Raw genomic sequence first — 13,827 nt, 5'->3', positions numbered from 1 at the left:
GCGTGGTTTGCGTTTGCAGCAGGATGGCGCGCGTATGGCGGGCAACGGCCCGTTAACATTCGAAGGTGCTTGCGCGGGGCCGAACACGTCGCGTCCGTCTTCGCGGATTGCGCGGCTTATGTCCGTCGTGTTGTCTGTCTGCTCGGTCTACCTGTCGGAATGCAAGTGGCATTACTTGACGGAAAAATACTATCAGATCGAATACGCCAGGGAACGGCCGTTGGCGCTTCTGTTAAGAATCGATATGGGCGGTGGTGAATTTCATAATCGATCGGGAAAAGGGGGAGTGGCCGGAGCCACCCCATGTGAACGACAAAGCGCCGTTTGCGTGTCAATCGCTCACTTCGCGGCGTCAAGGGCAGGCATCCAGCCCTTTCCGTTATCGAATCCGGCGAATACCCGGGCGCGGCTGGCAAAGCGGGCGGCCTGCTCGGCACCCAGTACCTGGCCATTCACGCGGGCCGACAGGTCAAGCGGCTTGCCGTTCATGTCCATGCTGTTCAATTCGTACCAGCCGATCCCGTCGCGCGGCCTGCCGTTCCAGCCTTTTGGCGAGATGTGCTCGTCCATGCGGCAGTTGATATAGCTGACGTTGTCCCACGCGGAGCCGGGTCGGGCGAGGAAGCTCGAGCCGCGCGGCACGTCGTTGCCGGCCGGGCCCGGGCCATGCGTGATGCGGCTGTTGAGGAATACGAAGCCCGGATCGTCGCGGCTAAGGGTGCGCGCCTGCACGATGTAGCCGCCCTTGGCGGGGTCGGTGCTGTCGCCGAGCGAACGGATTTCGCTTTCTTCGAACAGCGCGGCATGGTTGTAGCCCCAGATGAAATCGACGTTGCCGGCGATGAGGCTGTGGTAGAACCAGGACCAGCCGCGTACGAGGATGGTGTCCTGTTCGCTGATGAAGTTGCTGTTGGTGGCGACGAAGCGGCCATCGCTGTTGAAGTACAGCGTTTCTGCCTGCCCGCCGGTGGGCTTGCTGCGCCATCCGGTGCTGACGATGCTGATGTTATCCAGCCATACCATGTCAGCATCCTCGATCAGGAACACCGAGCGTCCGCCGCCGCTGCCCGGCGCCGATTCGCCCTGGCCACCGCCGGCGCCCGGGTTCAGGCCATTGCCGTTTTCGACGGTGATGACCGCACCGTCGCGGCTTTCGCCGCGCAGCGTGACGTTGTCCTTGCCACGCAGGTAGAGCAGGTCGCCGTAGCTGCCATTGGCGACTCGGATCGTGACAGCATCCTTACGGGGCACGTTGCGCATCACATGGTTAAGCGCGCCCTGCACCGTGCGGAAGTCCGCGGCGCTGGTGCCGCCGACAGTGATGTCACGGCCGGCGGGCATGTGCGCTCGCGTGCGAAAAGTCCAGCCGGCGCGCTTGCCGATGCCGCTGAACGGCGTGCCGCCGATCGTCGCGCCGGCGAACAGGTTGGCGTCGACCATCACGTAGTACTCGGTGTCGTACGCAAGACGCGCGTCGTGCGGGCGGATCGTGACCGTGGCACCCGATACTTCGATCGGGTTGTACCGCACCACGCGCTTGAAGCCGTCGGGCGTGGTGCCGATCTGGTTGACTTCGTTCCCGGCGCGGATTACGTCGACGAGAGCATTGTCCGACGCGCGGTGGATGCGAATCGAGCCGCTGGCGCCAAGATTCGGCTGGCTGTCAAAGCGCAGTTGCAGCGGGGTGTCGACCTGTACGTCCCGGGCCCGGACGGCGGGCTGCGTCCTGTCTTGCAGCGCATAAGCCTGGCCGGAGACGGCAAACGCCGGCCCGACGCTGGCGCCAATCGAGACCGCGACGTTGTTGTCCTCCACGCTCGATACGGTGATGGTGGCGTTCCCGGGCGCGCGCGGCGTCACCACCAGCATATCGCCGTCCATTGCGACGCCAACCACGGATGGAGCGCTCGACGCGGCGGCGAATCTGGCTATCCCGCCGCCACCCTTCGTCATCGCCCGGACCTGGTAGCGCTGCGCACCGTCGCCGGCCTGCAGACTCAGGCGGTTGTTCATGTTCGCCAGGCCGATGCGGCCCGGCGCTGCCTTGGCGTCGCCGATGCGCAGGTCGTCGAGCTCGAAGTTTGCGCCGATTGCGATCGCGCCGATACGGCCCGGTGGCAGCGAGGATTCGTCGGTGCCGACAATACGGTTACCGTTCAGGTAGAGCGTCAGCGCGTTCCCGACGACGTCAAGCCGCAGCGTATAGAAGCTTTCCAGGGCATCGATATCGGCGCTGGTACGCTTGAGACGTTTGAGTTGGCCATCCTGCATCCGCACGATGTCCAGGCCCAGTTGCCGGTTGCCCGGGGCGACGTTCAGCCCAAAGCCAAGCCAGTTGCGCTCATCAAGGTAGCGTGCGATGAGGTAGCCCTGTTGTTCCGTCGCGGCGTTGCCGGCAGCAGGACGCATGCGGGCCTCGACGTAGTAAGTGTCCTTGGGGACGGCAGTGGCATCCTGCAGCAGGACAGGGCGGCCGTCGCCCGGCAGCAGCAGGACATGATTATTCGTGCCGCTCTGGGCTTGCAGGACCGGGGTGCCATGCTCGGCGGACCAGCGCGACGGGCCGTGTTCGAAGTCCTCGCACCAGATGGCGTTGCCGGGACAAGTTGCGGCAGTGGCGGCCGAGGCGTAAAGCGACAATGCAGTGCCCAACAGGGCCAGGATCTTTTTCGGTTTCATTCCGTTTTCGATATAGCACGCTAAGCATGGATTCCCGCCTTCGCGGGAACGACGGTCGATTCAGTCCTTGCGATGCGAATAATGCGTTATCGGGCGGTGACGCGGAAGTAATCGACATTTAGGCTCGATGGCCGCGTCCCAGGCTGCTCGCCAACCGAAAACAGTCCCATCTGCGCGCCGACCCAGCGGCCTTTGCTGATCTTCAGAGGCTGGCCGGCCGGCGTGAAGTGGACGTTGTCGGTGCTGTACGAGAAGCTGGCGTTTGCACCCTCAGCCATGTTCATGCGCAGGTACAGCGAGGAGGGCGCCTGTGGCAGCACTACGGTGCTCGCCTCCGTGCAGCGAACCTTCGCCGGAGTGCAGGTGGTGTAGACGAGCTGCGTCGCGCCGCCGCTCTTGCGCAGGCCGAGCCAGGCGTACTGCATCGCATTGATGATCAGGCCTGCGCGGTCGCCTTCGTTGGCGTCATTCAGCTGCACGTGCGTGTTCACCACGAACACGGGTGCGGGCAGCTTTTGCGACAGGATCGACGGCGCCGCGCGCACGTAGCCGTTCGCCTCCGGCACGACTTGCGTACGCAGGCGCAGCATGCCGGGGCGTTCGGTCAGCGAGAACCAGCGCGGGTCGCTGTTGGCATTCCACTGCCACTGCAGTCCGAGCGTCCGGCCGTCGAATTCATCGCTGGTCGCCGGAACCTTGGCAGGGAAGCCGGCCACCGGCTTCTTGTACGTTAGCACCGGTTGGCCGATACCGGACGTGGGTCCGTCCTCGCCAATGACTGGCCAGCCGTCCACCCAGCGCATCGGCTGAAGGTGCACCACGCGGCCGTAAGCGCCCTTGTCCTGGAAGTGGATGAACCAGTCGCTCCCGTCCTGCGCGCGGACCCACGCGCCCTGGTGCGGCCCGTTGATTGGCGTCTTGCCCTTGTCCATGACGGTGCGCACCTCGTATGGTCCTTCGACGCTGCGCGAGCGGAAGACCGCCTGCCAGCCGTCCTCGACGCCCCCGGCCGGCGCGAAGACGTAGTACCAGCCGTTGGCCTTGTAGAATTTCGGCCCCTCGAGCGTGCGGTAGTTGGCGATCTTGTTGCCATCGATGACGGTCTTGCCTTCGCTGTCGAGCAGGCGGCTCGCGTCCGGCGCCATGCGGCGCAGCGTGAGCAGGTTGTTGATGCCGGCGCGGCTCTTGGCCCAGCCGTGCAGCAGGTACGCCTTGCCGTCGTCATCCCACAGCGGGGTCGGGTCGATGATGCCTTTGCCGGGCAGGAGCAGGTGCGGCTCGCTCCATGGACCCTCGAATTTTTCGGCGGTGACGACATAAACGCCGAAGTCCGGGTCAGGCGAGAAGATCCAGAATTTGCCGTCGTGGTAGCGCAGGCACGGCGCCCAGACGCCATCGCCGTGGCGCGCTCTTGCGAAGTGCTCGAGCGGCACCTGCCTGGGCAGGGCGTGGCCCACCAACTCCCAGTTGACCATGTCCTTCGACTCCAAAAGCGGCAGGCCAGGCGCACTGTTGAAGCTTGATGAGGTCATGTAATAAGTGTCGCCAACGCGGATCGCATCCGGGTCGGAATAATCAGCGTGCAGGACCGGGTTCTTATAGCGGCCGTCACCGAGATCGGCGACCCAGGGCTCGTTGCCATTGGCTTTTGCCCCGGGCGACGCGGCGTGGCCGGAGGCCATAATCAGGGGCAGCAGAAGGGCGCCCGCGATGCGGTGCAGGTCAAATTGTTTATTTTTCATCGTATATTCGTTTGTCGTAGTCGGCGCGCCAGCCCTCGCAGGCCCGGGCGCATTGGATAAAATTGGCCTGCCCTTGCCGTTAAAGTTGCCGCTCAGGACGCGGGCGGCGCTTGGGGAGCTTCCGGGAACGGCGCGAAACGCTTGCTGCAGTCGAGCGGCTGCGAATCCGGCGAATTGAGCTGGCCCTTCAGGCGGGCGAATTCAATTTTTACTTTCGGATCGCCATCCACGACCACGTCCTTGAGCGTGAGCTGCAGCGGGTGCTGGTCGTTATAGCCCTGCCGGATGTGAACGAGGCGTTGGCGCCGCGTGGCGTGAGGTGCACGGCGTGTCCCGCCGCGCAACTGTCGATGGCGGCCTGGATGCGTTTGGTGTCATTTTGGCCGGCAACGGGCGCTTCGGCAGCAAGAGTCGCGCACCCGGGCGGCACAACGGGTTCCTGCACATTACGAGTATCTTGCGCATGGACGGCCCCGCACAGTGCGCTGGTGGCGATGGCCAGCAGGCCAGGGAGCAGGGAGTTGCGACGCGAAGCGCCGCGTGGTTGCGTAATCAATTGCGATCTCCAATTATCGTTATTTTCATGCGGGACGCGCAGCGCCTGCGAAAGTCTCGCACTCGCCGTGGGGCGGCGGGCTCATTGGCTGGTTATGGTGCTTTAGAGCCGAAGAGATGCTAGCAGATAGCATTTTGCAAGCGATGAGGCCGCAAGAAATCGATATGGAGCTTGGTGGAATTCATAATTGGTGGGAGCGATTAAAAAATCCCGAAGCGATCCCTTCACATCGAAATGTCAAGAATCGCTACGGTGGATGGCGGATTTCGTAATTGCAGACCCTGGCGCCGGCTTGCAAAATTGCACGTGGGGATGCTGGTGAGCCGTACCCCACAATGCCGCTGGTTGGGGAAGACACATGTTGATGAAAAAGACGCATCGCATTGCGCTGCTGTTCAACGCAAACAAGATATTTGACCGGGAAGTGATCGCGGGCATCGCTGCCTATCTTTCGAGCAGGCGCAGCCAGTGGGATTTGTTCCTGGAAGAGGATTTCCGGTTGCGTCTGCCGGGCATCGACCGCTGGCAGGGCGACGGCATCATCGCCGATTTCGACGACCCGGCAGTGGCGGCGGCGCTGGCCTCGAGCTCGATCCCGCTGGTGGCGGTCGGCGGCTCGTACGAGAACCCGAACGACTATCCGGTCGGCGTGCCCTACGTGGCCACCGACAATTTCAAGCTGATCCAGCTCGCCTACGAACACCTGATCGATGCGGGGTTGGGAAACTTCGCGCTTTTCAGCCTGCCCGAAGCACAAGCCAACCGCTGGGCGCAGGAGCGCGAAAAGGCCTTCTGCGCGCTCATGCGGCGCGATCGGCTGGAACCGGAGGTGTTCCGCGGCCAGAGCACGCATGCGCCATCGTGGGACGAGGCGGTGCAGCAGCTGATCGCCTGGTTGCACAGCCTGCCCAAGCCGGTGGGCATTATTGCCGTCACAGATGCCCGCGCACGCCAGCTATTGCAGGCTTGCACCATCGCCGACATCGCGGTACCCGAACAAGTGGCGCTGATCGGCATCGATAACGATCCCCTCGCGCGAATGTTGACCCGGATCCCGATGAGCTCCGTGATCCAGGGCGCGACCGAAATGGGCCGCACCGCGGCGCACTTGCTGGACCAGATGCTGCACGGGGTAAGGCTGCCCGATTCCAGGATCCTGGTGCCGCCCGCGGGCATCAACGTACTGGCGTCGAGCCGGCACCAGCCGGCCCGGCATCCGCACGTCATGCGGGCGCGCCATTTCATCCGCCAGTATGCCTGCCAGGGCATCAAGACCGACCAGGTGGCCGAGTACGTTGGCATCTCGCGCTCTTCGCTTGAAGGCTATTTCAGGCAGGAGCTCGGTTGCAGTGTCCATGACGAGATCCTGCGCATGCGGCTTGAGGCGGCAACCGCGATCCTGGAGAGCGGCGAATGCAACCTGGCCGACGTGGCGCGCCGCTGCGGCTTCACCTCCAGCCAATACCTGCATTCCGTGTTCAAGCGCGAACTCGGGTGTTCGCCGCGCACTTACCAAAAGCGCGCGCTGGGGCTCCGGCAGGACCATGAGTCAGAAGTGGCAGAAGGATAATGGCGTTCTTGATGACCGCGAATTACTCATACGCTGATGACGCTTCCGGCCCGGGCCGCCTGTTTACGTTGCGCAACGACCGCGACATGGCGGTCACCATCAGCGAGCGCGGCGCGGCGCTGATGTCGTGGTGGGCGCCGGACCGGTACGGGCGCCTGGCCGATGTTGTCCTGGGCGATCCGGATTGCGTGCCCGAGCACGGTCACGTGGCCGACCTCGCCAGCGAGCGCTTCAGTACCCTGCGTCGCATGGCACCTGCCGCGTGGCGTGGCTTCATGGACGGGCGTTGCGTGTCGCTGCGGCAAATGGCCACGCACGGTGCGGCGGACGGATTCACCGTCGAGGTGCATTACCGCCTCGACGACGAGGGGCGCCTGAGCATTGATCACGTCGTGAGCGCGCCGGAAGAGTCGACCCTCGAGCTCGGTTCGACCCCGCGCTTCAATCTCAATGGAGGGCGTGGCGACGTTGGCGACCATATGCTCCAGATCGATGCCGACTACTACCTGAAGATCGACCGCGCCGGCCTCCCGCTTGGATTGGCGCCGGTGGGCGGGACCGCGTTCGACTTTCGAAAGCCGGCCGCGATCGGTCCCCGGCTGGGCTGGCCGGACGTCCAGATCGGGCTGGCTGGTGGATTTGACCATTGCTACCGATTGGGGGAGCATGCGGACCGTGGCCCGGGTTTACTGCGCGCGGTGGCGCAGGTCTACGACCCGCGCTCGGGAAGGCGCCTGCAGGTTGCGACGACCGAGGTGGGTCTGTGCCTTTGCATCGGTAGTACGGCTGAGAGTGCGCAAGGCACTGGCTTTCGGCTCCAGCCTTGCTCACACCCGGAGCAATTGGGTGTCGGCCAGGCAGCGGCCGTGATCCTGGGCCCGCGCCGGGTATTTCGACGGACGACGGTTTACCAGTTGTCGCTGCAGCCTTAGCTTGCATGCTTGGGGCGCGTCCAGTAGGTGTGCCGCTGCGCTGAGCACGCGGATTGCGAGTAGCGTTAGCGGTGCAGCCAACAGGCCCCGGAGAGGTGGTACGAGTCATTATCGCATCAGCCACATAACCTGGGATCGCCGCCTTGGTTCCTGGCCGGGGCAGGCACCTGCTGCCGCCTGATCACAACGCCATGTGCGACGTGTGCGAGCGCGTGTGAGGGGGCAAGGGACTGACCGGACAGACCTTTTTTCGTCACGTTGATCAACACGCATCCGCTCCGACGCTGACTGTTGCACCACATGTGTCAGCTCATGGGCGATTAACCGCCGCCCCTCGTACGTCCCTGGCGCGAATCGGCTCGCACCGAACACGATGTTGTGTCCTACCGTATACGCATGGGCGTTCACGTCCCGCGCCGATTGCTCAGCGGCTGGGGCCAGAATGAACTCGCACCTGTGAAAAGTCGTGGCCGAAGCGCTGTTTCATGTCCTGCCGTAGCGCCGGCTCGAGCGGCCTGCCGAAACTGCCAAGCACGCGCTCTACGCTAATTGGCGCAGCAGCATCCACATTCTCGGCCGCCTGGTCGGTAAAGCGCTGGATGTGCGGTGGTGTGCGGCCCACCGAAGAACCTGTCGACACTGCCATCACCTGCTCCGCAACTCGATCGGCTTCCAGCTCCAACGGGTCATTACTTGAGCCAACGCTTAGCTTTTTCTGCAATACCGGTTCGTCCAGTTTTTTCTTTTGCTCACCGGGCAATTTGATCTTGAACTCCTCATCAAGCAGCGATGGCGTTTGGACTCCGAAAGACGACTTGGGCATGGCCAGTTGCAAACCACTCTTCGACTGGGGTGTTGCCAGCCACGGGTACTTTTTGATGGTCGCATCAATATCCGGACCACCGGGGTACTTCATCGCGGCTTTTCTGATCGCTTCCTGTTCTGCTTTCTGCTGCAAGTCTTCCGGCGAACCTGGCTTGTAGGTCATGCTTGCCTGGAATTTGGCATTTTCAGCGGCCAACCTGGCGGTTTCCGCATGGAATTTATCCGCCTCGCTCAGAGGCTTCTTGTCAGCACTACGCTTCGGCGCCTGCTCAGCAAAATTGAACGTGATCATGGTCTCGGTTGGTTTATCTACCGGACCTTTGTAAGTCAGCCGGACACTGAGACCGGGGGCCAATCTATCCAACGGTATTGCGGGGATCTGCGCGGGGAGCTCTTTATGCGTGGCGGCCATTGCTGCGAGTGCACCGGTTGCCGCCGCGCCAGTGACAATTTTTCCCGGCCAGGTTGCAATAAAATCTTTGCCGAGATCGGTCGCTCCCTTGACCAGAGCATCCTGCTTTATCTTCTCCTGAAGTTCCTTGCCCAGAGGGGTTTGCAAGAAAGTCTCACCCAATTTGGCAAGGCCTTCCTGGTACTTCTCCTCATTGCTTTTCTCTTTGGGCGCGTCTTCACGCTGCAATCGCCCAGGAGCTACGGATGAAACCGCTGTTGTTCCACTGTCGATACCCTGCTCGGCCACCAATCCTGCCGGAGCCGGCTCAGTCATTTCCATGACTTTTTCGGCTACCTCATCCGCTTCGCGCTCGGCGGCATCGCCTGGGGAACTGACGATCGGTTTAAAAAAGATCGGGACTGCCGCCTTCAATGCTTCGGTGAATTCCCGTGTCCCTTCGACCGCGGCCGTAATGCCGCCAGCGCCTGCTGGACAAGCGCTTCCGACGCAGAGCGGTACTGCGCCTTTTATGCCGGTCAACGTCAAGATGACCGGAAAGACGGCGTTATCGAGCGTCTTGATGCAGCCACTAGACACCGCATCCGTGGGGTTTCCGCCATGGAGGTAGAACCCGTCACGATGAACAGTACCGCCCGAAGGGATCGGAACCACGGCGCCGCCTTCGATCTTGATACGCTTTGGCCCCCAACAGTCTTGCGGTGTATAGCACTTCTGGCCAGGCTCAGCGGGCGTGGGGCACGGCACATTGCAGTAGTGCGCGCCAGTGCAGGGCTCGGGATCTGTACATGTGATCTCCTGGTATCCCGAACTAATGCCAGCCACGCTACAGACGCCAGCCTGGGGCGTTGCGGCTGTCGCACGTTTCGTGCCGGGATGGATGACGTACTTGCCCGCGGGGATCGGCCCCGCTGACGGCTCCCACGGCTGACGGCCTGGGTGCCCCGACACCGCAGCGGCGGTGTAGACGAGTTGACCTGCCCTGAAGACAACCAGGCTCCCGCGTTGCCCACCGCTGTAGGTGACCAAGTCGTCCTTGTGACGTTGCAGTAGCGAGACGCGTGAGCCTTGCTGGACGACGTGCACCAGTTCGTGCGCAAGCAGGCGCTTGCCCGCCGCCGTGGCTGGAGCGTATTCCCCCGCACCAAACACAATATCGCTCCCGAGGGTATATGCGCGAGCCTGTACCGAGCGGGCAGCATCTGCCGCTTCAGGGCCGGTATGGACGCGCACGCGGCTAAAGTCGTGTCCTAAGCGCGGTTCGAAGTAGGAACGAAGCTCCTTTGGCAGTAGTGCGCCGTCGCGGGCAGCCGCGCGTACGGCCGCGCTGGTGTCGATGCCCGGTTCGGCGGCGGCTGAAGGTGCCTCGTTGGTCTGGAGCCGAATGTGAGCTCGATCGGCCGGCCAGGCGCTGGCAGATTTAACCGGCTGCGTTGCCTTTTGATTCTCTGCGAAAGTACGCATGGTAAGCCTCCAGCCGCTCAGAGCAACGAGAAAAGTGATTCATGCGCACAGGAATGGATGCTCAAGTCGCCCCGTACCTTCGAATCCGATGAGACAAGCAAACGCGACTCCCGCGGACACTCCAGGTGGGGACTGCGCTTGAAATTGTAGAACATCTCTGCCTAGCCCGGCATCGTTGCTCCGGCGGTACAGATAGTTTTGATAGTTTACGCGTAGTAACGGTTTGTTAGTATCGAGACAACAAATCAGTTCCCAGCATTCCCCGGCGATCTTCCCCATGTCACATCCGGTAAGCACCCGGGCCGGCTATTTATGCCGCAATTCGGTTAAAGCACACACTTTAAGGAGGGCGCCATGCCTTCGACACTGAACTACCCCGGCGTGTACATCGAGGAGATCCCGAGCGGGGTGCGCACGATCACCAGCGTGGCCACGTCGATCACGGCCTTCTTGGGAAGGGCCTTGCGCGGCCCGACCGACGAGCCGATCGTGATCAACAGCTATGCCGACTTCGAGCGCATCTTTGGCGGCTTGTGGGTCGATAGCACCCTCGGCTTTGCAGTACGCGATTTCTATTTGAACGGCGGCAGCCAGGCGATTGTCGTGCGCCTGTTCCACCCGTCCAAGGCGGACGCCACTCCGGCACCGGGGCCGGCCAAGACGCCTCTGTCCGTGGGTAACTTCAAATTCGAAGCCGCCTACCCGGGAACCTGGGGCGCCAACTTGCGCTTCACGATCGATGGCCAGGTTCCGGATCAAGTCGCGGCGCAGATGGGAGTCGAGAAGAGCGGCTTGTTCAACCTGACCGTGCGTGAATTGGACGCCAACGGAATTCCGGTGCAGATCGAGCAGTTCCGTAACCTGACCGTCGTCCCCAGTGCGCGCCAGCTCCACAAGGTCCTGCTTGCGGAATCGCGGCTCTTGCGCTGGCAGGGCACCTGGCCGCCGGCTACACTGCCCGACGTAAGCGCTATCCACACCGCGGAATCCGACCTGGCGGCGGCAAAGAAGGATCTGGCCGACGAACAAGCCAAACCAAGTCCTGACGCCACCAAGCTCAAGGACTTGCAGAAGAAGGTGAACGACAAGGCGGCTGCCGTGGCGCTGATTGCCACGGACAATATTTCCCGGGCCGAGCAGGCACTCGCCGACGCCTTGGCTGCAACGACGCCCGATCCCGCCGATATCAAGACCAAGAGCGATGCGTTGAAGGCCGCCAAAAACACCTCGAATGGCGATGCACTCGACGTAAGCGACTTTATCGGCCCCGGCAAGCAGAACGATAAGAAGGGCTTGTACGCGCTGCGCAAGGCCGATCTGTTCAATATCATGTGCCTGCCTCCGTATCTGGCAGATGGCAACGTCGATACGGCCCTGGTCGGTGAAGCCGCCAGCTACTGCGAAATGCGGCGGGCGATGCTGCTGGTCGATCCGCCTGCCAACTGGACGGACAAGGATGCCGCCAAGGCGGGCCTGCCGGCTATCGGCACCAACAGCAAGAACGCGGCCCTGTTCTTTCCGCGCCTGAAGCAGCCCAATCCCTTGCACGACAACCAGCCGGAAGATTTCGTGCCATGCGGCGCGGTGGCCGGGATCTTTTCTCGTACCGATACCACCCGCGGGGTCTGGAAGGCGCCGGCGGGCCTGGATGCGTCACTGGTCGGCGTCCCCCAACTGGCCGTGCCGCTGACCGACGCCGAGAACGGCGAGCTCAATCCGCTCGGCATCAACTGCCTGCGGGCGCTGCCGGCGGCAGGGCGCGTGGTGTGGGGAGCGCGCACGCTGCAGGGCGACGATCGGCTCGCATCGGAATGGAAATACATTCCGGTACGCCGTACTGCGCTGTTCATCGAGGAGAGCCTGTATCGCGGCACCCAGTGGGTGGTATTCGAACCGAACGATGAACCGCTGTGGGCGCAAATTCGCCTGAACCTGGGCGCGTTCATGCAGAACATGTTCCGCCAGGGGGCGTTCCAGGGCAAGACGCCGCAGGAAGCGTATTTCGTCAAGTGCGACAAGGAAACCACGACCCAGACCGACATCAACCTGGGCATCGTCAACATCGTGGTCGGCTTTGCGCCCTTGAAACCAGCCGAATTCGTGGTGATCAAGCTCCAGCAAATCGCCGGCCAGATCCAGACCTAAGGAGACGACGTCATGGCCCAGTTCAGCGTCAACGTGCAACGGTTCGATCCGTACAAGAACTTCAAGTTTCGCGTCAAGTGGGATGGCCGCTACGTCGCCGGCGTCAGCAAGGTGGGCGGGCTGAAACGCACGACCGAGGTCGTCAAGCACCGCGAAGGCGGCGATCCGTCGTCCAGCCGCAAGTCGCCGGGGCGCACGGAATACGACGCCATCACAATCGAACGTGGCGTGACGCACGACCTGGAATTTGAAAACTGGGCGAGCAAGGTGTGGAACTTCCATGCCGGGCTGGGGGCGGAGAGTTCGCTGCAGGATTTTCGCAAGGACATCATCATCGAGGTCTACAACGAGGCAGGGCAGCTGGCGCTGGCGTACAAGCTGTTTCGCTGCTGGGTCTCGGAATACCAGGCCATGCCCGACCTCGATGCCAACGCGAATGCGGTCGCGATCCAGCACATCAAGCTGGAAAACGAGGGATGGGAGCGCGACCGCGAAGTGGCCGAACCGACCGAGCCGGCTCTTGGCGCGGGCTAGGCACGATGCAGACGCCGACGGCCAACGACCTGTTGCTGGCGTGGGAAACAGCCCTTGAATGCTCGCCGCCGCGGCGCGCGCTCGCCTTGCTGGCCACTGCCACCGCGCCCGCGGCGCACGCGCGCATGGCGGCGCTGCCGATCGGCGTGCGCGATGAGCGCCTGATGCGCGTGCGGCAGCTGCTGTTCGGTGACACCGTCGCCGCGCTCGCGCAATGTCCCGCATGCGGCGAGCGGCTGGACATCGGCTTCAGCATCGACAGCTTGTGCACGCCCGCGGGTGCTCCGGACGACGAACCGGCGTCCTACCGGCTGCAGGTGGGTGGCTTCGACATCGGCTATCGCGTGCCGACCAGTGCCGACCTGCTCGAGCTGCCGGCGGGAGACGCGGCCGCGCAGCAGGCCGCGTTGTTGCGCCGCTGCGTGAACGAGGTACTGCACGACGGTGCCGCGGCGGCGGCCGGTGCATTGCCGGATCCGGTGGTGAGCGCGCTCGTGGATGCCATGGCGCTGGCCGATCCACATGCCACCGTCGAGCTGCCGCTGGACTGCCCCGGCTGCGGCCACGGCTGGCGCAGCCTGTTCGACATCGCCTCCTTCCTGTGGCGCGAAGTCGACGCCTGGGCGCGACGTACGCTGCACGACGTGCACACGCTGGCATGCGCCTATGGGTGGAGCGAAGAGCAGATCCTCGCGCTGACCAGCCGGCGCCGTGCCATTTACCTGGATATGGTCCGGCTATGAGCGACCTGATCGCATCGCTGGTGGCACGCGTGAGCGGCGACGTCCCCGCCCTTGAGCCGCGCCTGCCGTCGCGCTTCGAGCCGGATACCCGTAGCGATGCGGCCGTTGCGGACGAACCCATGCCCGGCATGGAAATGTCGCGCGCCGATCCGCGGGAGGCGGCGGCTGCGGCGCCGTTCGTGTCGACTGCCGGGCAGGCACCGGCGCAAGCAGGCGTCGCCGCGC

11 protein-coding genes are annotated in these 13,827 nt (G+C 63.3%); 6 read left to right on the top strand and 5 right to left on the bottom strand.

The window, feature by feature from the left end:
* Nucleotides 1-339 precede the first annotated feature (339 nt).
* The 3 genes from E4O92_RS09225 to E4O92_RS09215 form a co-directional block, all read right to left on the bottom strand.
* The gene (locus tag E4O92_RS09225; RefSeq protein ID WP_135189479.1) at nucleotides 340-2,679 is read right to left on the bottom strand and encodes a pectinesterase family protein; all 2,340 of its coding nucleotides are present in this window, start codon (nucleotides 2,677-2,679) and stop codon (nucleotides 340-342) included.
* Between the two features lie 86 nt (nucleotides 2,680-2,765).
* Nucleotides 2,766-4,421, bottom strand: coding sequence for a glycoside hydrolase family 43 protein (locus tag E4O92_RS09220; RefSeq protein ID WP_229483202.1), 1,656 nt, complete (start codon nucleotides 4,419-4,421; stop codon nucleotides 2,766-2,768).
* A 92-nt stretch (nucleotides 4,422-4,513) separates the two neighbouring features.
* On the bottom strand, nucleotides 4,514-4,765 hold the full coding sequence (locus E4O92_RS09215; protein ID WP_135189478.1) for a hypothetical protein: 252 nt from the start codon (nucleotides 4,763-4,765) through the stop codon (nucleotides 4,514-4,516).
* 576 nt (nucleotides 4,766-5,341) lie between these two features.
* Between E4O92_RS09215 and E4O92_RS09210 the strand changes: the two genes are divergently transcribed.
* Complete coding sequence (locus E4O92_RS09210) at nucleotides 5,342-6,547, top strand: XylR family transcriptional regulator (RefSeq protein ID WP_229483200.1); 1,206 nt, start codon at nucleotides 5,342-5,344, stop codon at nucleotides 6,545-6,547.
* A gap of 11 nt (nucleotides 6,548-6,558) precedes the next feature.
* Nucleotides 6,559-7,479, top strand: coding sequence for an aldose epimerase family protein (locus tag E4O92_RS09205; RefSeq protein WP_135189476.1), 921 nt, complete (start codon nucleotides 6,559-6,561; stop codon nucleotides 7,477-7,479).
* Between the two features lie 108 nt (nucleotides 7,480-7,587).
* Here the strand turns inward: E4O92_RS09205 and E4O92_RS25455 are convergent, their stop codons facing one another.
* Nucleotides 7,588-7,887 (bottom strand): eCIS core domain-containing protein, encoded by a 300-nt coding sequence (locus tag E4O92_RS25455; RefSeq protein WP_206076838.1) that lies wholly within the window; start codon nucleotides 7,885-7,887, stop codon nucleotides 7,588-7,590.
* Between the two features lie 16 nt (nucleotides 7,888-7,903).
* A complete protein-coding gene (locus E4O92_RS24995) occupies nucleotides 7,904-10,180 on the bottom strand; it encodes an eCIS core domain-containing protein (protein WP_206076837.1) in 2,277 nt (758 codons plus the stop codon).
* Nucleotides 10,181-10,534: 354 nt separating this feature from the next.
* Here E4O92_RS24995 and E4O92_RS09190 point away from each other — a divergent pair, with 354 nt between their 5' ends.
* The 4 genes from E4O92_RS09190 to E4O92_RS09175 all read left to right on the top strand — a co-directional run.
* The gene (locus tag E4O92_RS09190) at nucleotides 10,535-12,325 is read left to right on the top strand and encodes a phage tail sheath family protein (RefSeq protein WP_135189475.1); all 1,791 of its coding nucleotides are present in this window, start codon (nucleotides 10,535-10,537) and stop codon (nucleotides 12,323-12,325) included.
* A gap of 12 nt (nucleotides 12,326-12,337) precedes the next feature.
* The gene (locus tag E4O92_RS09185) at nucleotides 12,338-12,859 is read left to right on the top strand and encodes a phage tail protein (protein ID WP_135189474.1); all 522 of its coding nucleotides are present in this window, start codon (nucleotides 12,338-12,340) and stop codon (nucleotides 12,857-12,859) included.
* A 5-nt stretch (nucleotides 12,860-12,864) separates the two neighbouring features.
* A complete protein-coding gene (locus tag E4O92_RS09180; RefSeq protein WP_135189473.1) occupies nucleotides 12,865-13,602 on the top strand; it encodes a T4 family baseplate hub assembly chaperone in 738 nt (245 codons plus the stop codon).
* The coding region (locus E4O92_RS09175) for a hypothetical protein (RefSeq protein ID WP_135189472.1) at nucleotides 13,599-13,827 on the top strand (229 nt) is incomplete at its 3' end. The genes E4O92_RS09180 and E4O92_RS09175, both read left to right, overlap by 4 nt.

It is taken from the genome of Massilia horti, assembly GCF_004614195.1.
Taxonomy (GTDB): domain Bacteria; phylum Pseudomonadota; class Gammaproteobacteria; order Burkholderiales; family Burkholderiaceae_D; genus Telluria; species Telluria horti.
The sequence above is the reverse complement of the archived record's forward strand: the minus strand, read 5'-3'. Positions and strand labels throughout refer to the sequence as shown.